Source organism: Kitasatospora sp. YST-16 (assembly GCF_026802215.1).
Lineage (GTDB): Bacteria > Actinomycetota > Actinomycetes > Streptomycetales > Streptomycetaceae > Kitasatospora > Kitasatospora cineracea.
In genome coordinates this window covers 6,012,249-6,028,343 of record NZ_CP113837.1, presented here as the reverse complement: position 1 = coordinate 6,028,343, position 16,095 = coordinate 6,012,249, and the positions used below count along the sequence as shown (strand labels likewise).

Below are 16,095 nucleotides of genomic sequence, written 5' to 3'. Positions count from 1 at the left end.
GCGCACTCACCCATCCATCGTCCAAGGGCTGGATCTCTCATGTCGACTACGCACGTCCTCTCCCGTGCCCTGGCCGTCACAGCCGCCGCCGGCCTCGTCGCCGGCATACTCACTGCTGCGCCGGCCTTCGCCGCCGATTCGGCCGCACCGCCGTCCGCAGCCGCCATCGCGGCCAAGGACAAGGGCGGAGCCGGTCAAGGTCGGTCCGTCGCACCCTCCCAGCTGGCCGCCAGCACCCAGATCAGCCGGAGCGAAGTGATCAACCGCGCCGCATCGTGGGTCGGTCTCGGCCTCGAGTACAGCTGGGACAACACTTACCAGGGATACCGCACGGACTGCTCCGGCTACGCCTCGATGGCCTGGCACCTCGGCACTCCCGGACTTGACACCACCAGCTTCGTTCCGAACGGTGTCGCGTCCTGGATCAGCAAGGCGGAACTGAAGCCCGGCGACGCCCTGCTCAACGACGCGGCTGGGGCCTTGGGGCACATCGTCATCTTCGCCGGTTGGACGGACTCCTCGCAGTCTTCCTACGACGCCTACGAGTTCACCGGCTCGGGCGTGCAACACCGGGCCATCCCGTACCCGTATTTCTCGGGCCACGGCACCTTCAAGCCGGTCCGCAACAACAGCATCGTCGACGATGTGACCACGACTGGTGACGAGCCGGTGGCCGGGAACTGGGATGCCGGCAACGGCAGCCCGGCCGGGAACGTCGGCGTCTTCCGCCCTTCGACCGGGCAGTTCCATCTGCGCATGGACGACGGCAGCCTCAAGATCCTCGACTGGGGCCAGGCAGGAGACATCCCCGTCTCCGCGAACTGGGACGGCGCGGGCCCCGACAACATCGGCGTCTTCCGCCCCTCGACCGGGCAGTTCCATCTGCGCATGGACGACGGCAGCCTCAAGATCCTCGACTGGGGCCAGGCAGGAGATCTCCCCGTCGCCGGGAACTGGGATGCCGGCAACGGTGCCCCCGCCGGGAACGTCGGCGTCTTCCGCCCTTCGACCGGACAGTTCCACCTGCGCATGGACGACGGCAGCCTCAAGATCCTCGACTGGGGCCAGGCAGGCGACATCCCCGTCTCCGGCAACTGGGACGGCGCGGGCCCCGACAACATCGGCGTCTTCCGCCCCTCGACCGGGCAGTTCCACCTGCGCATGGACGACGGCAGCCTCAAGATCCTCGACTGGGGCCAGGCAGGAGACCTCCCCGTCTCCGCCAACTTCGACGGCGGCAACGGCGCCCCCGCCGGGAACATCGGCATCTGGCGCCCCTCCACCGGCCAGTTCCACCTCCGCAACGACGACGGCTCTCTCACCGTCCTCGACTGGGGCCAGCCAAGGTAACGACTTCTCCGGGGTGCGGTGGACCGCCGCACCCCGGCACTCGCGGCAGACGACCCAGAATCGGCCCATCTTCGAACTGAATCAGGGACACCCATAGCATGAACCGCATCGCGCGACCTCGCCTCACAGCCATAGCCGTCGCCACCGCGCTGGCCTCCGCCATCCTCGCCGCCGCACCGGCTGTCCATGCCGAGGGGACCGATCTTTCCGACCCGGCTGCGGTGACGCTCCTGGCCGACTACTCCTGCGGATCTGTCAGCGGCAGTGACAACGTCATCGCCGCGCGGCTCAGCCCCGCGCTCACCGGTTCGCTCAACAACTACCTGACCGCTTACCGGGTGTCCTGCGCCCGTGCGATCATCAATGCCGTACAGTCCCGTGGCTTGTCCCATCGGGCCGCTGTCATCGCCGTCACCACCTCCATCGTCGAGACCACCCTGCGAAACGTCCCCGGCGGTGACCTGGACAGTGTCGGCCTCTTCCAGCAACGCGACAGCTGGGGGTCCTTCGACCAGCGGATGGACCCGACCTGGTCGACCAACGCCTTCCTCAACCAGATGCTCAAGGTGAGCAACTGGCAGACCATGCCGGTCGGTGACGTCTGCCAGGCCGTCCAGATATCCGCCTACCCCACCCGGTACCAGGCCCAGGCTCAGGACGCCGAACAGATCGTCGACGCGGTCCTTGCCGACACCACGACTGGTGACGAGCCGGTGGCCGGGAACTGGGATGCCGGCAACGGCAGCCCGGCCGGGAACGTCGGCGTCTTCCGCCCTTCGACCGGGCAGTTCCATCTGCGCATGGACGACGGCAGCCTCAAGATCCTCGACTGGGGCCAGGCAGGCGACATCCCCGTCTCCGCGAACTGGGACGGCGCGGGCCCCGACAACATCGGCGTCTTCCGCCCCTCGACCGGGCAGTTCCATCTGCGCATGGACGACGGCAGCCTCAAGATCCTCGACTGGGGCCAGGCAGGAGATCTCCCCGTCGCCGGGAACTGGGATGCCGGCAACGGTGCCCCCGCCGGGAACATCGGCGTCTTCCGCCCTTCGACCGGACAGTTCCACCTGCGCATGGACGACGGCAGCCTCAAGATCCTCGACTGGGGCCAGGCAGGCGACATCCCCGTCTCCGGCAACTGGGACGGCGCGGGCCCCGACAACATCGGCGTCTTCCGCCCCTCGACCGGACAGTTCCACCTGCGCATGGACGACGGCAGCCTCAAGATCCTCGACTGGGGCCAGGCAGGAGACCTCCCCGTCTCCGCCAACTTCGACGGCGGCAACGGCGCCCCCGCCGGGAACATCGGCATCTGGCGCCCCTCCACCGGCCAGTTCCACCTCCGCAACGACGACGGCTCTCTCACCGTCCTCGACTGGGGCCAGCCAAGGTAACGGGCCGTACGGTCAGCCGATGCGGTCCTCGCCCGGTGCCTCCCCCACGTGAGCGCCGGGCGAGGACTTCCTCAGGCGTTCGGCTGCGGCATCCACCTCCGGTGCACCAACCTTCGCGGCGACCTCCGCGAACCACGCGATCTCGGCATCCAAATCCAGGCCGTCCGCCTTCAACCGGCACCGCTCGCTGGACTGGATTTCGCTCCCCGACAGTTCAGCCGCGACGGCATACGTCAGCAGCGCCGCCTCCACAGCGACGGTCAGCCGCTCGCCGGACAGGCCAACCGCACGCAGCTCCTCCTCAGCGGCCAGTGCATGGGCCGGGCCGAAATGACGCTCCAGGGCGAGCATGCTGTCCCTGATCTCGATCACCTGCCGGTAGAGCCGCAACCGGGGGTTGTGCCGCCGCACTTCCTCAGGCAGCGGCAACGCCACCTCGGGTGTCGCGTGCTGGAGTAGCTGCCAGAGGGGTGTGAGGCGCCGGACGTGTCGCGCGGCCGTGGTCTTCTCCCTGCGCTCCGCCACGGAAGGCCAGAGCACCGCCACGGCGAACAGCAGCATGGTGAACGCCAGCAGAACCTGCGTCGTACCTGCCACCGCCGCCGGTTCGCCGATGTTCCAACGCATCTGTCGTACCGTCAGGTAGTACGCGCGATGGGCCAAGTACACCACGCCAGTCACGGATGAGGCCCGCATCAGCCACAATGAGGTGCGCACTGGTCCGGGCGTTGCGTGTCGACCGTGGACCCAGCACAGGACTGCCGAGGCCGTCAAGCCAACCGCGGTATAAGCGGTGAGCACCATCCAGTACAGATAGCCGGCCCACGATCGGTCGCTGTATGTCAGAAGGTCGACATTTCCGTCCGGTCGCGGCATCACGGAAAAGGCAGCGGTGAGGGCGGCCGCGGCGAACGCCAACCCCGCCAGATTGAGTCTCGAAGTCCGGTCCTGCGAACGTCCCGTCATCGCCCTGACGAATTCCACCATGAGCGCGACGGCGGCCAGCCCGGACAGCTGGACCAATAGGTTGGTGCCACTGGCGATCCCGGTCGCGGCGTCGATCGCCCGGCGGATCCAGGGGACCCCGACCGTCATCGACACCGTCCAACTGGCCCACACACCCCACAACACGCGGGTACGCCTCGGCGCGTCCCGCAGCTTTCGCAGACTCCACAACGTGGGTATCCAGACCACCGGCAAGAGCGCCAGATCAATCGGTCGCATCCGTGTGCTCCCACTCGTAGGCGGCCGAGAAGGTCGCCATCACCAGGCTGAGTGTGTCCGCGCTCTCGCGCGACGCATGTGGCGACGCGGCCGGAGTGGTCGCGAAGTATTGCCACATCAACGAGGCGAGCAGCTCGGTCTCATGCTCCTGACTGGTCGTCGCCCGGGTACGTCCCCGCGTCAGCAGTCGGGCGGCCATCGCCGGGTCCAGGTCCGGGAAGAGCCGCCGCAGCCATTCGTCGTCAGGCTCACCGTGCTGGTGATGGTCGAGCAGCATATGTGCGAGCTCGTGGAGGATGATGTGGGTCTGATGGACCGGGCTGGTGCCGCTGGCGTAGTAGACGTGGTCCACATCGGCGAAGGCGATCCACACCCCGCAGACCCCCGAACGGCCAGGGTCCCGCCCGGACAGCGGCATCAGCTGCAGACACCGCCCGCGTTGCCGGGCCACTGCCTCGGCCAGGCTCTCGATCGTGAAAGGTCTCGGGGCATCCAGCTGCCCGATCAGCTCGTGACAGCGCGCACTGAACCGCCGCCACTCCCTTTGCTCCACACCCGCCCCCGTGTTCGCCCCCCGCCGCGTGAACAGTCGGCCACGCGTGCCCCAGAGGAGTCTAGACGGACGGTTGTTCGTACGGGGAGCCCGGCGCTTCCGCCTGCGAAGCCACCCCCGGGGGCTCTTTCCCGACCAGCCCGCTCCGCTCGATCAGCGACCGTACGGTGTCCACACCGTGCGTCGACATGGTCGCCACGGCCGCAGCGCGAAGTGCCACCGATCGGACGTCATTGGCCCGCATCGCGGCGATCAGCGCGAGCTGCGCCGCCACCCGGTCGGCTACCTCGTCATCGATGAAGTAGGCCTGCGGGACGCCGAAGAAGTCGCCCAGTGCCCGTAGCGTGCCGACTGTGGGATTGCCGGCCCGACCCTTGACAAGTGCCCACAGGCGCCCGGTTGAGAGCGTCGGGTCCCCGGGCTTCGCCGCTGCTCGAATACCGTCCACCACCTCGTTCAGGGTGTAGCGTCGACCGAACGGCTGAACGTACACGAACAGATACTCGAGCCGCTGCCCGAGCCGCTCCGCTTCAGGATCGTGCCTGTTCTCCTCTTCCGCTGCCGCCCCCTCCCGCTCGCTCATCCGTACCCCATCCCTTCGCGCGCCTGGCAGTGACCACCATATTGTCGACTGTCCCGAGTGCCCTGCGCTACAGCCGCTTTCCCGGGCGGCTGACGCTACCCTGGTACCCACCCCCCTCGGGGCCCGCACGCCGCTGGCTCCGCACCGGGGTGGGTGCGGGCCGCGCGGCGTCATTCGCCGCGGACCAAAATCGCCTGATGAGGCTTCGCAAAATCGGCTCCGAGCTTGACTCTGCCGGGGATCTTGGAGCTTCCCGGTGTGCTGGCCCGGCCAGTGGGCATGCTCGGGCTGATCGAAAACCGCGCAGTTGTCGAGGTGTCAGTCGTCGCTCCGTCCCCGTCCGGTGAGCAAGTCCCGTCCTTGACCGCGCAGATCGCACGGGCGAGCAACCCGGGTGGGACGACAGCGATGTGGGCAGAGACCGGTTGGACGGGCTGTGGCGCGACGAGGACTTCGCGGGCCGGTACTCGCGCGACGGACGCCCCGGTATCTCGCCTGCCCAGCTGGCCACCGTCAGCGTGCTGCAGTTCCTGCTCGGTCTGTCGGACCGGCAAGCGGCCGAGGCGGTGCGCTGCCGCATCGACTTCAAGTACGCGATGGCCATGGAACCGGACGATCCCGGCTTCCGTCACAGCGTGCTGGCCGACTTCCGCGAATGCCTGACCCTCGACGACCGAGCCGACCGGCTCCTCGATCTGGCCCTTGCACGCCTGAAGGAGACTGGACTCGTACGCGAGCGCACCACTCAGCGCACCGACTCCACCCACGTCCTGGCCGTGGTGCGCGCTCCGACCCGGCTGGAACTGGTCACCGAGGCCGTCCGCGCCGCGCTGGAGGAGGTGGTCCGGACTGCTTCGCACCTGCTGACCGGCCTGGTCGACGAGGACTGGGGGCGCCGCTACGGCCGCCCGGTCCGCCTGGGCAAGAACCCCACCCGGCCCAAGACCAGGATCCTCGCCGCCGGTGACGACGCCTGCCGCCTGCTGGAACACCTCCACCACCACGCACTGGCCTACCGGCCCGGCCCACAGGCCGAGGCCCTACGGCAGATCCTCGTGCAGCAGTACTACCGGGACACGGCGGGCCGCCTGCGCCGGCGCGCTGCCGACGACGGTGGCCTGCCGCCCTCCTCGGCAGCAATCGTTTCCCCCTACGACACCACGGCGCGCTACGTCCGCCACGGGCACATCATCAGCTGGAAGGGCTTCGCCGCGCACGTCACCGAGAAGTATGCCCCCGACAGCGTCAACGTCATCACGGACGTGGCCACCACCTCGGCCGCCACCAACGACGGCCAAGCCCTGCCAGGCATCCACACCCGCCTGGCACGCCGCGAACTGCTGCCCGCCGAACACCTGGTCGACGGCGGCTACACCTCCCTCGTCCACCTGGAACGAGCCGCCCGCGAACACCGGGTCACCGTCAGCGGGCCCCCTGCCGGGCAACCCCACCCGCCGGCACCGCAAGAACGAAGGGTTTCGACCGCGACGACTTCCACATCGACTTCGACCGCCGACAGGTCACCTGCCCGAACGGCCAGGTCAGTGCCAGCTGGCACGGCCCCTACCCGACCTCCTCTCCCACCGCGGCACCCCTGATCGTGGCACGGTTCACCAGGAGCCAGTGCCAGCCGTGCCCGGACCGCCCCCGCTGCACCACCTCCAGTGACGCCCGCAACGTGGGCTTCCCACCGCGAGAACTCCGTGACCTGCAAGTCCAGGTCCGAACGGAGCAGCAGACACCCGAGTGGAAGGCCCGTCACCGAGACCGCCGACCGCCTTCCAGACCTTCCTGGACGAGAACGACATCCCCCGGACGAAGTCCTGGCGCACCCTCGGCACTTGAGCCCGGTCATCCAAGATCCCCGACAGAGTCAAGCTCAGCCCCCGGCGCCCCGCGGGCCGGGCCCGGGGACCGGCGTGCCGGGGCGGGGGACTGCCCTGCCGGGGCGGGGGACTGCCCTGCCGGGGCGGGGGACTGCCGTGCCGGGGCGGGGCGGAGGTGCGGGATCATGCTCGGCATGACCCCCGTTCTGGTGTTCGGCCTGGCCGCGATGATCATGCTGCTGACGCGGCGGCGGCCCGGCGGCAGCGGGCCGGGACCGGCCGCGACGGAGGTGGCGGAGGCGGCGGGGTTCGACCCGGTGGCGCACGGGCTGGTCCCCTCGGCCGAGTTGGACCCGGGCCGGGCCGGGCCGCCGATGCGGCTGCTGCGGCGCAAGGAGCTGGAGGCACTGGCCGACTCCTGCCTGGCGGGCGGCTGGCGGGCCGCCGAGGCGTACGTGGCGGCGGCCGGGGAGGACTGGGACGAGCGCTGGTCCCGGCTGGACTTCCTGACCCGGGTGGCCGCCGAGCGGGGCGCCTGGCTGACCGCCTGGGAGGAGTCGGGGGCGTCCGCGTGCGCCGCCGCGACGGTCCGGGCCCGGCTGCTGGTGCAGCGGGCCTGGGAGGCGCGCGGCAGCGGCTTCCCGGCGCAGGTCGCGCCGGAGCGGATGGCCGCGTTCCGGGCCCAGCTGCCCGCGGCGTACGAACTGGCCCGCCGGGCCGCCGAGTCGGACCGGCGCGACCCCGGCCCCTGGGTGGTGATGATCACCGCGGCGCGCGGGATGCGGCTGCCCCGGCGCAAGTTCCGCGCCCTGTGGGCCGAGGTGACCGCCCGGGCCCCGCACCACGTCGGCGGGCACTGGCAGGCGATGCAGTACTGGTGCGCCAAGTGGCACGGCAGCGACGCGCTGATGCTGCGGTTCGCGGTGCGCGCCGTGCACACCGCCCCGGCCGGGTCGCCGCTGCCCGGGCTGTACCTCCAGGCGCTCACCGAACTGGAGTTGCGGCACGGCCCGCGCGGACTGCCCGGCGGCCGCCGCCACCGGGACCTGCTGCCCCGGGTCGCGGCCGCGCTGGACGGCTCCCCCGCGTCGAACGAGCAGGTGCCGCTGCTGCGCCACCTGCTGGCGCACTTCGCCCTGATGTCCCGGCAGCCCGCGCTGGCCCTGGAGCAGTTCCGCCGGATCGGCCCGTGGTGCGGCGCCCACCCCTGGTCGACCGCGCCCAACCCGGTCCGGGCCTTCGACCGCGCCCGGGCCCTGGCCGCGGCCCTGGCCGGCCCGGACGAAACGGACGACGGCCGAACGGCCGCGCAGCCCGCCTGAGCCACCCGGGCCGCCTGGGCCACCCGGGCCGAACGGGCCTCCGGCGCACCGCGATTCACCGGTATGTGTCATGGCGGAGGGGGTGGCGCGGCGGGATCCCGCCCCGTCCGGTGCGAGCGGCGACGAGTGCCGTGACCGCCCCCGGGTTCGGTCGTTATCCCCGAACGTGAGTGCCGACCCATGGGCCCCTATGGGCGTCCGAGACGAAACGATTCAGCAGGCTCCCATCTACGCACGGCTGGTGACCATCTGGCACCAGTCCGGCCGCACCGTGCCCGGCCGCCGGGACCACGAGTGGTCCCGGCTGGTCACCCCGCCCCGGTTCTCCGCCCACCCGGCACCCGAGCGCGAGCCCGAACGGGAGCGGGAACGGTTCTCCCCGCACCCGCCACCCGATCCGGCCCCTGATCCGGCCCCTGATCCGACGCCCGATCCGGCCCCCGGCCCGGCCCCTGATCCGATGCCAGCGGACGAAGCCACCGGGAACGCCGCCACCGCACCGAGTGCCACTGCACCGGGCGCCCTTGTACCGGACACACCGGCACCCGACACACCCGTGCCCGACACGCCCGCCGCTCTGTCCCTGTCCGCCGTCCCGTCCGACACCCCGCCCAGCACCCCGTCCGGCATCTCGCCCGACGCTCCGTCCGACATCCCGTCCGACATCCCGCTCAACACCCCGTCCGTCGTCCGTCCGAGGGAGGCCCGGTGACCCACCAGAACACCCCGCACACGTGGTTGCGGCGCAAGGGCGAGCCGGACTGCGTGCTGCTGCTGGACGTGACGGTGTCGCCGTGTCCGGGGCTGCGGGTCTCGGTGCCGGCCCGGCTGCGGTACTACCGGGCCGATCCGTACGCCGTGCACCTGGACTGCCACGTGGACCTGGAGGAGCCGATCACCTGGCTGTTCGCCCGCGAGTTGCTGGTGGTCGGGCTGGAGGGGTGGGCCGGGGTCGGGGACGTGACGATCCGGCGGTCGACGGCGGACGAGGACCTGCTGGCGATCGCGCTGAGCACGCCCGGGCAGACCGCGGTGCTGCACACCCCGGCGGGGCCGGTCCGGGAGTTCCTGGAGCTGAGCCACCGGCTGGTGCCGGTCGGGACCGAGCACCGGTACCTGGACACCGGGGGGATGCTGCGCCGGATCCTGGCGGAGGCCGGGGACCCGGAGAAATTCGAATAACACCGGGCCGATCAGACCGATCGTATTTCTGTCGGGTCATCACATTCCACGAGGTGCGGCCGCCGGGCGGCCACACCGGGAATAACTCCTTCGCCACCGAACGGAATCGGCCACCGCAGGACCGATTTCCGCCCCCGTCCGCCGAAAAGTCGGCGTTCGCCGGAAATCGGCAGGGACAATCGACGTCGCCCGTTATTCTGGGGCCAACCCCTTAGGTGGTTCGCACGAGGAGTCGCCGATGCCACACGCCCGCGGTCCGAACGTCGCACTGCGCGGCTGCATGGCGGAGGCCGGGTGGAACGGCCCCGCGCTGGCGGCCGCGTTGCAGAAGGTGGCCCGGGAGAGCGGCTTCAGCGTGGGCTACGACCGGACGACGGTGGCGCACTGGCTGTCGGGCACCCAACCCCGGCCGCCCGGGCCGCAGTTGCTGGAGGAGGCGTTCGCCCGGCGGCTGGGCCGCCCGGTCTCCCGCGGCGAACTCGGCCTCCAGCCGGCCGAGCGGGCCCCCGCCGAGGAACCGGACCACGAGCCGACCGACGCCTTGACGGGGCTGCGCCGGCTGCATTCCTGGCCGAGTTCCAGCGAACCGCCGGACGAGGCGTTCCAGCCCCCGCTGTTCCAGATCCGGATGCTGCCCTCCCCCCGCCCCCCGGTGAAACCGGCCGCGGGCCCGGCGCCCGGCCCGCCGCTGGTCCCGGCCGGCCGCCGCCCCGGCCCGGAGCGGGTGGGGGCGCGGCAGGTGGAGGCGGTGCGGGAGATGACGGCGTTCGGCGCCCGGCACTACGACGGGTACGGCGGGGCAATCGCCCGGAGCCTGCTGCTGGGCTACCTGCGCGACCACGTGCTGCCCTGGGCGAAGTCCCCGTCGGGAGACCGCCAGCACCGCGAACTGCTGGTCGCCGCGTCCCAGTTGGTCCGCCTGGTCGGACGGACGTACACCGACGACAACCGGCACGGGGAGGCCCAGCGGCACTACCGGCTGGCGTACCAGCTGGCCGCCGAGGCGCAGGACGGGCAGGCCCAGGCGATGGCGCTGCGCGACCAGAGCACCCAGGCCGGGGCGCTCGGGCACCAGGCGTACGCGGCCCGGCTGGCGGACGCGGCGGCCGAGCACCTGCCGGCGGACGCGGCCCCGGGCGTGCGGGCCTTCGTGCTGGCCCAGCAGGCGGTGGCGGCGGCCCGGCTGCGCCAGGCCGCCGAGGCGCTCAAGCACCTGGAGAGCGCGCAGCAGTGGGCCGGGCGGGCGGCCGCGGAGGGCGGCCCGCACCGCTACCCGGAGCCGGCCCTGCTGTACCAGGCCGCACAGGTGCACCGCTCGCTGCGGGCCACCGACCTGTCGCTGTCGTACCTGCGGGCCTCCCTGCGGGCCCGGCCGGCCGGCGAGCACCGGACGATCGGGGTGTCGCTGCTGCAGCTCGCCCACCTGGAGCTGGACGCGGGGAACATCCACCAGGCCCGGCGGGCGTACGCGAACTTCCGGGAGCGGCAGGACGCACTGCGCTCCCCGGCCACGACGCTGCAACTGACGCGCCTGGAGGGCCGGTTCGCCCGGCTGGGCGGGTAGCGCGCCCCGGCCCGGGCAGCCGGAGGTCCGGCCCGGCCGCGGGGTGAGGCGTCCGGGCCGGGTGCTTGGCGGGCGGGGCGCCGGGTGATCAATGGGGGCATGAACGATCCCTCGTACTACCCGCTGGTGTCGCCCGCTCCCCCGTCGCCGCCGTCCCCGGAGGCTCCGGCCGCGGCCCGCACCGCGGCCGTGCCCGCCGTCCCGGTGGCGGCGGCCGTCCCGGTGGCGGCAGCCGGCGGTGACGGGCCGTCGCCGGAACCGGCCCCGGCCCCGGGCCGGGCGGGGTACCCGGGCCGGGGCCGGCGGGAGCCCTCCCGGGGCGGGGAGGGGTTCCCGTGACACGTCCGGCAGACGTGCCCGGCAGACGTGCTCAGCAAGCACGTTCAACGGACGTGCTCAGCAGGCGCGTTCGTGCTCGCGCTCGTATTCGCGTTCGCGTTCGCGTTCGCGCTCGCGTTCGCGCTCGCCGAGGACGGGCACCCTGATCCGGCCGGTGGAGCGCACGGGGACGCGGCCGACGGGTGCGACGGGGCCGGTGGGGCGGACCCGGTAGCGGTTGAGGTGCTGGCGTTCGGCCTCGCGCAGCGGGCGGCTGCGCCGGGTCGCGGCGTCGGTCGGCACGGTGACCGTCCGGGCCTGGAAGACCATCTGCCCGCGCCGCCGGGCCTCGCAGGTGGTGCTGATCGAGGACCGGCCGAGCCGCTCCACCCAGATCTGCACGGGCAGCGGAGTGGGGCAGTGGTAGAGCGGGGAGCGGTAGTCGATCTCGTGCCGGGCGATCATGAACCCGTCCTCGAACAGGTCCTGCCCCTCGGTGTCGTCGTACAGCAGGCAGTAGACGGCCTCCTGGACGTACTGGAGCACCTTGAGGTTGTTGACGTGCCCGAAGGCGTCCATGTCGCCCCAGCGGGTGCGGCACATGTAGGTGTACAACGGTCAGCCGTCCGTTCGGTGCTCGGAGCGGAAGCCCAGGCTGCGGCGCAGGTATCCGTAGGCGTACGGGGAGCGGTGCAGGGCGGTGTCGTGGCCCTGTTCGTAGACCTCTGCGGCGGTGTCCAGGACGGCCCGGCCGAGGGCCCGCTCGGTGCGGCGGCAGAGTTTCTCCAGTTCGGCCAGCCGTTGGGCGGCGGGCAGCCCGGCGAGGGCGGCGCACTCCCTCTCCACGTGGTCGACCCCGTCTCGGTGTTCAGCCATCGATTCCTCGTTTCCGGTCGGCTCTGGTGCGCGGTTCACAGGCGCGGTTCACAGGAGGGTCCAGCAGGGAATTCGTCGTTGAGGGGGAAGGAGCAGCGGCCTCGTTGACGCTGAATGCCCTTCCGGTGATCAAACTCGATCAGGAACCAGCCGGAAACGGCGAATTGCGCGGTCTTCCGTTGAAGATCGCGCCTTTTCCGGTGGCTTTCAACGCCCGCCGCCGGACACCCTCAGCACACCCCCCGCGCACCCCCGTCCACCGCCGGGGACCGACCCGGACGGCGGACCTCAGCCGACCCGGACGGCGGACCTCAGCCGACCAGGGTCAGCCCGAGCACCGAGCCGGGCAGCGCGGCGACCACCAGCCCCTCGGGGGTGACCGCGAGGGTCCGGACGGCCGCACCGAGCCGGAGGTCCGCGCCGCGGTGCCGCTCGCCCCAGCGGCGCAGCCGCAGCAGGCCGTCCGACCAGGCGGCGGCCAGCAGCAGCCCGGCCGGGGTGGCGGCGAGGGCGACCGCGGTGACCGGCCAGGGGCGCCGGTCGACGGGGGCGGGCAGCGGCGGGCGGCCCGGCATCCAGGTCCACACCCGGCCGTCCTCGCCGCCGCTGGCGACCAGGGTGCCGCCGTCGGCCGCGGCCGCGCCCAGCGCGGTGACCGGGCCCTCGTGCAGCGGGACGTCGGGGCGGTGGGCGGTGCCGGTGGCGGTCTCCACGCAGTGGGTGAGGCCGTCCGGACCGCCGAACACCAGCACGCCCTCGTGCCCGGCGACGGCCGTGCACGCGCCGGGGAGCGCCGGGGCGCCGTCCGGGAGGGCGGGCGCGCCGCGGACGGCGAGCGGGCGCAGTTCGCCGGAGGCGTTGAGCAGCAGGGCGCCGCCGAACGGGGTCGAGGTCAGCGCCCGCGGGTGCGGCTCGACGTCCGCCCCTGCCCCTCCTGCGGTCAAGGGCTCGACGGGGCCGAGGAGTTGGCCGGTGGCGGGGTCGGCCAGGTGCAGTCCGGCGCCGTCGGTGAGCAGCAGGTGTCCGGCGTGCGGGCCGAGGCCGAGGGCGGCGGCGCACGGGCCGGTGGCGGGGAGGTGCTGCCAGACGGCGTGCCAGCGGGTGTCGGTCTGCCGGGCGAGGTCGGCGCAGTGCGCGGCGGCGGCGTCGTGGCGGCCGGTGAGGTGGGCGTGCAGGACGGCGGCCCGGTCGGCGGGGCGGGCGGTGGCGGCCCGGTCGGGGGCGGCCCGGCGCCAGGCCGCGGCGAGCGGGGTGGGGGGCAGTCCGGCGTCCTCGGCGTGCTGGAACGCGGCGGTGACGGTGGCGGGTTCGGCGTGCAGCAGCAGGTCGATCTCGTCGAGCATCGGGCTGCCCGGGTCGCCCGCGGAGGCGTGCCGGACCAGCAGGGCGAGGCGTTCGGGGTCGCTGGCGGCGAGGTCGGGGCCGCCGTCGGCGCGCACCGGGATGCCGCCGGCCACCTCCCACATCATCGCGGCGTGGTCGACCGGCGGGCTGTCGGCGGTCACCAGGTCGGCGAGCGGGGTGGGGCGCAGCCGCCAGCGGTCGGCCATCGGGGGCGGGGGCAGCAGGTCGGCGGCGGCGGCGACCCCGGCCGGGTCGGCGCCGGGGAGGGTGGCCCACAGTTCGGCGCTGAGCGGGCCGTCGGCCCCGGCCAGTGCGGTGAGGGCGGCGCGTTCGGCGTCGGGGACGGCCTGCCACCAGGCGGCGGCGAGCGCGGCGACCCGGTCGGCGGGCGGCAGGGCCGGGTCGGGGGCGGCGCCGGGGGTGCGGGCGGCGAGCTGGGCCAGGCCGGGGCTGGGGTGGGTGGCGGCCGGGTCGACGGGGTGGCCGGCCAGGCCCGCGCACCAGGCGGCGTACTGGGCGGGGTCGGTCCACTGCGGCTGGTCGAGGTCGAGGACGGCGCCGGTGGGGGCGGCGTCGGCGAGCAGGTCGGCGGCGGGGCCGTGGGCGGCCTCGACGACCAGCAGCAGCCAGGGCACCGACAGCAGCGGGACGAGCAGTTCGCGGGCCAGGCGCTCGGGGGTGCCGGGCAGCCGGGGGCCGCCGGCCCGGTCGAGGTCGGTGACCACGACGGTGCGGGGGGTGCCGTCCTGCAGCGCCTCCAACAGGTCGGCGGGCTCGCCCGCGGTCAGGCCGAGCAGGTCGGCCAGCCGGGCGGTGGCCGAACGGACCGTCAGCCCCTCGGCGTCCAGCAGTGCGTGGACCCGGCGGCCGGGCCGCGGGTGGTCGGGCGGGCAGGCGGCGGCCAGCCAGGTCAGCAGGTGGGTGCGGCCGCTGCCGGAGGACCCGGCGATCCGGCACAGCCGGGGCGCGCGGCCGTCCTCCAGCCAGGACAGCAGCGCCCGCCCGGCGGGCCGCCGCCCGGCCCCGAGCGGAGGCAGGCCGGGGGCGGGCGCGTCGGCGGGGACGTCGGCGGGGACCGGTTCGGGCAGCGGGCGGCCGTGGCGCGGGTTGGGACGGTAGGCACCGGGCCGGCCGGCCGTATCGGCGGGCGGGGTGCTGCCGCGGACGGCGTGCACCGGGATCCGCCCGGCCGGGTCGAGGCCCTCGTCCAGCAGGTACTGCCAGGCCGCCGGCCCGTCCGGCCCCCGGGTGCCCGCCTCCGCCCGGTCCGCGAGTCCGACGCCGGCGCGGTTGTCGCTGTCCACGTGTGCCTGTCCTTCGTGTCCGTCCCCGTCGGCCGTCCCCCTCGGCGGGCGCCCGGACGCAGCCGGGTGTTCCCCGGCTCGTCGCGGCACCGTCACTTCCGGCCGCGCACAGCGTACTTGAGGTGCGCGGACATTCGTTCGGGGGCGGTACACCGGTATGATCCCGGCCACGAGCGGCACGGCGACCACGGCGACCACGGCGACCACGGCGACCACGGCGGCAGGAGAGCCACGATGAGCGGGCACCCGGCACGGCCGGCGGACGAGGCGGCGTCACCTGCCCCTACCTCTACCCCTGCTCCTGCCCCTACCTCTGCCCCTGCCGCCGCCTCGGAGCGGGCGACGCGGGAGTACGCGGAGCACCGGGAGCTGCTCTTCGCCCTGGTCTACAACCTGCTCGGCAGCGTCGCCGACACCGAGGACGTCCTCCAGGACACCTGGCTGGCCTGGGCGGCCCGGACCGCCTCCCCCACGGCCGGGGCGGTCGAGCACCCGAAGGCGTACCTGGTGCGGATCGCGGTGAACCGGGCGCTGGCCCAGCAGGCCGCGGTCAGCCGGCGCCGCGAGACGTACGTCGGCCCGTGGCTGCCCGAGCCGCTGTTCGGCCCGGCGGCCGCGGCGGACGGCGGGACGGACGGCGCGGCGCAGGACGTGGCGCTCGCCGCCGAGCGGGCCGAGTCGGTGTCGATGGCGCTGCTGGTGGTGCTGGAGACGCTCTCGCCGCTGGAGCGCTCGGCGTTCGTCCTGCACGAGGTGTTCGGGTACAGCGGGGCGGAGATCGCCGTGATCCTGGGCCGCAACCCGGCCGCGGTACGGCAGTTGGTGAAACGGGCCCGCGAGCACGTCCGGGCCCGCCGCCCCCGCTACGAGGCCGCCCCGGACGTACGCCGCCGGGTCACCGAGCGCTTCCTGGCCGCCGCCCTCGGCGGCGACCTGGCCGCCCTCCTCGAACTCCTCGCCCCCGACGTCACCCTGGTCGGCGACGGCGGCGGCAAGGCCCCCGGCGGCCGGCGCCCGCTCACCGGCCGCGCCAAGGTCGCCCGCCTCCTGACCGCCCTCTCCGCCAGGCCCACCCCCGCCCTCCACCTCACCTGGCGCGACGTCAACGGCGCCCCCGCCGCCGTCCTCTCCGCCTTCGGCCGCCCCTTCGCCGTCCTCGTCCTGGACCTCGCCCCGGACGGCGACCTGGTCTCCGGCATCCACGCGGTCTCCAACCCCGACAAGCTCCGCGGCCTGGCCTGAACGGACAGACCTC

General features: G+C 73.4%; 14 protein-coding genes and 1 pseudogene. 9 read left to right on the top strand and 6 right to left on the bottom strand.

Annotated elements, in window-relative coordinates:
- Positions 1 to 39: 39 nt before the first annotated feature.
- Both OU787_RS27290 and OU787_RS27285 read left to right on the top strand, forming a co-directional pair.
- Positions 40 to 1,350 carry a hypothetical protein gene (locus OU787_RS27290; protein ID WP_268660925.1) on the top strand — a complete coding sequence of 437 codons (1,311 nt, stop codon included), beginning with the start codon at positions 40 to 42 and terminating at the stop codon, positions 1,348 to 1,350.
- A 98-nt stretch (positions 1,351 to 1,448) separates the two neighbouring features.
- Complete coding sequence (locus OU787_RS27285; RefSeq protein ID WP_268660924.1) at positions 1,449 to 2,744, top strand: hypothetical protein; 1,296 nt, start codon at positions 1,449 to 1,451, stop codon at positions 2,742 to 2,744.
- A 12-nt stretch (positions 2,745 to 2,756) separates the two neighbouring features.
- Here OU787_RS27285 and OU787_RS27280 read toward each other — a convergent pair whose 3' ends face one another.
- From OU787_RS27280 to OU787_RS27270, 3 genes are all read right to left on the bottom strand, one after another.
- Entirely contained in the window at positions 2,757 to 3,968 is a 1,212-nt protein-coding gene (locus tag OU787_RS27280) for an MAB_1171c family putative transporter (protein ID WP_030462736.1), read from the bottom strand.
- Positions 3,955 to 4,521, bottom strand: a complete 567-nt coding sequence (locus tag OU787_RS27275; RefSeq protein WP_030462735.1) for a hypothetical protein — start codon at positions 4,519 to 4,521, stop codon at positions 3,955 to 3,957. Before OU787_RS27275 ends, OU787_RS27280 begins: the two co-directional genes overlap by 14 nt.
- Positions 4,522 to 4,582: 61 nt before the next feature.
- Positions 4,583 to 5,104, bottom strand: a complete 522-nt coding sequence (locus OU787_RS27270; RefSeq protein WP_268660923.1) for a hypothetical protein — start codon at positions 5,102 to 5,104, stop codon at positions 4,583 to 4,585.
- Positions 5,105 to 5,514: 410 nt separating this feature from the next.
- On the opposite strand from OU787_RS27270, the gene OU787_RS27265 reads away from it, so the two are divergent.
- The 6 genes and pseudogenes from OU787_RS27265 (at position 5,515) to OU787_RS27240 (ending at position 10,998) form a co-directional block, all read left to right on the top strand.
- Positions 5,515 to 6,702 carry a transposase gene (locus OU787_RS27265; protein ID WP_268660922.1) on the top strand — a complete coding sequence of 396 codons (1,188 nt, stop codon included), beginning with the start codon at positions 5,515 to 5,517 and terminating at the stop codon, positions 6,700 to 6,702.
- A pseudogene (locus OU787_RS27260) lies at positions 6,603 to 6,818 on the top strand (transposase); the annotation flags it as partial. The gene OU787_RS27265 and the pseudogene OU787_RS27260, both read left to right, overlap by 100 nt.
- 306 nt (positions 6,819 to 7,124) lie before the next feature.
- Entirely contained in the window at positions 7,125 to 8,252 is a 1,128-nt protein-coding gene (locus tag OU787_RS27255; protein ID WP_268660921.1) for a hypothetical protein, read from the top strand.
- Positions 8,253 to 8,808: 556 nt separating this feature from the next.
- Positions 8,809 to 8,964 (top strand): hypothetical protein, encoded by a 156-nt coding sequence (locus OU787_RS27250; RefSeq protein ID WP_268660920.1) that lies wholly within the window; start codon positions 8,809 to 8,811, stop codon positions 8,962 to 8,964.
- Positions 8,961 to 9,434, top strand: coding sequence for an SsgA family sporulation/cell division regulator (locus OU787_RS27245; protein ID WP_051817469.1), 474 nt, complete (start codon positions 8,961 to 8,963; stop codon positions 9,432 to 9,434). Before OU787_RS27250 ends, OU787_RS27245 begins: the two co-directional genes overlap by 4 nt.
- Positions 9,435 to 9,672: 238 nt before the next feature.
- Positions 9,673 to 10,998 (top strand): hypothetical protein, encoded by a 1,326-nt coding sequence (locus tag OU787_RS27240; RefSeq protein WP_268660919.1) that lies wholly within the window; start codon positions 9,673 to 9,675, stop codon positions 10,996 to 10,998.
- 396 nt (positions 10,999 to 11,394) lie between these two features.
- Here OU787_RS27240 and OU787_RS27235 read toward each other — a convergent pair whose 3' ends face one another.
- The 3 genes from OU787_RS27235 to OU787_RS27225 all read right to left on the bottom strand — a co-directional run bounded on the left by OU787_RS27235 (position 11,395) and on the right by OU787_RS27225 (position 14,840).
- Entirely contained in the window at positions 11,395 to 11,931 is a 537-nt protein-coding gene (locus OU787_RS27235) for an acyl-CoA thioesterase (RefSeq protein ID WP_268660918.1), read from the bottom strand.
- 3 nt (positions 11,932 to 11,934) lie between these two features.
- The gene (locus tag OU787_RS27230; protein ID WP_123562220.1) at positions 11,935 to 12,192 is read right to left on the bottom strand and encodes a hypothetical protein; all 258 of its coding nucleotides are present in this window, start codon (positions 12,190 to 12,192) and stop codon (positions 11,935 to 11,937) included.
- Positions 12,193 to 12,503: 311 nt separating this feature from the next.
- Positions 12,504 to 14,840 (bottom strand): hypothetical protein, encoded by a 2,337-nt coding sequence (locus OU787_RS27225; RefSeq protein WP_268660917.1) that lies wholly within the window; start codon positions 14,838 to 14,840, stop codon positions 12,504 to 12,506.
- Positions 14,841 to 15,074: 234 nt separating this feature from the next.
- On the opposite strand from OU787_RS27225, the gene OU787_RS27220 reads away from it, so the two are divergent.
- Positions 15,075 to 16,082, top strand: coding sequence for a sigma-70 family RNA polymerase sigma factor (locus OU787_RS27220; protein WP_268660916.1), 1,008 nt, complete (start codon positions 15,075 to 15,077; stop codon positions 16,080 to 16,082).
- The last annotated feature ends 13 nt before the right edge of the window (positions 16,083 to 16,095 follow it).

Coding starts and splice junctions, on each gene's coding strand:
- OU787_RS27290 (WP_268660925.1), top strand. CDS start 40: ATGTCGACTACGCACGTCCTCTCCCGTGCCCTGGCCGTCACAGCCGCC.
- OU787_RS27285 (WP_268660924.1), top strand. CDS start 1,449: ATGAACCGCATCGCGCGACCTCGCCTCACAGCCATAGCCGTCGCCACC.
- OU787_RS27280 (WP_030462736.1), bottom strand. CDS start 3,968: ATGCGACCGATTGATCTGGCGCTCTTGCCGGTGGTCTGGATACCCACG.
- OU787_RS27270 (WP_268660923.1), bottom strand. CDS start 5,104: ATGAGCGAGCGGGAGGGGGCGGCAGCGGAAGAGGAGAACAGGCACGAT.
- OU787_RS27255 (WP_268660921.1), top strand. CDS start 7,125: ATGACCCCCGTTCTGGTGTTCGGCCTGGCCGCGATGATCATGCTGCTG.
- OU787_RS27240 (WP_268660919.1), top strand. CDS start 9,673: ATGCCACACGCCCGCGGTCCGAACGTCGCACTGCGCGGCTGCATGGCG.
- OU787_RS27230 (WP_123562220.1), bottom strand. CDS start 12,192: ATGGCTGAACACCGAGACGGGGTCGACCACGTGGAGAGGGAGTGCGCC.
- OU787_RS27220 (WP_268660916.1), top strand. CDS start 15,075: ATGAGCGGGCACCCGGCACGGCCGGCGGACGAGGCGGCGTCACCTGCC.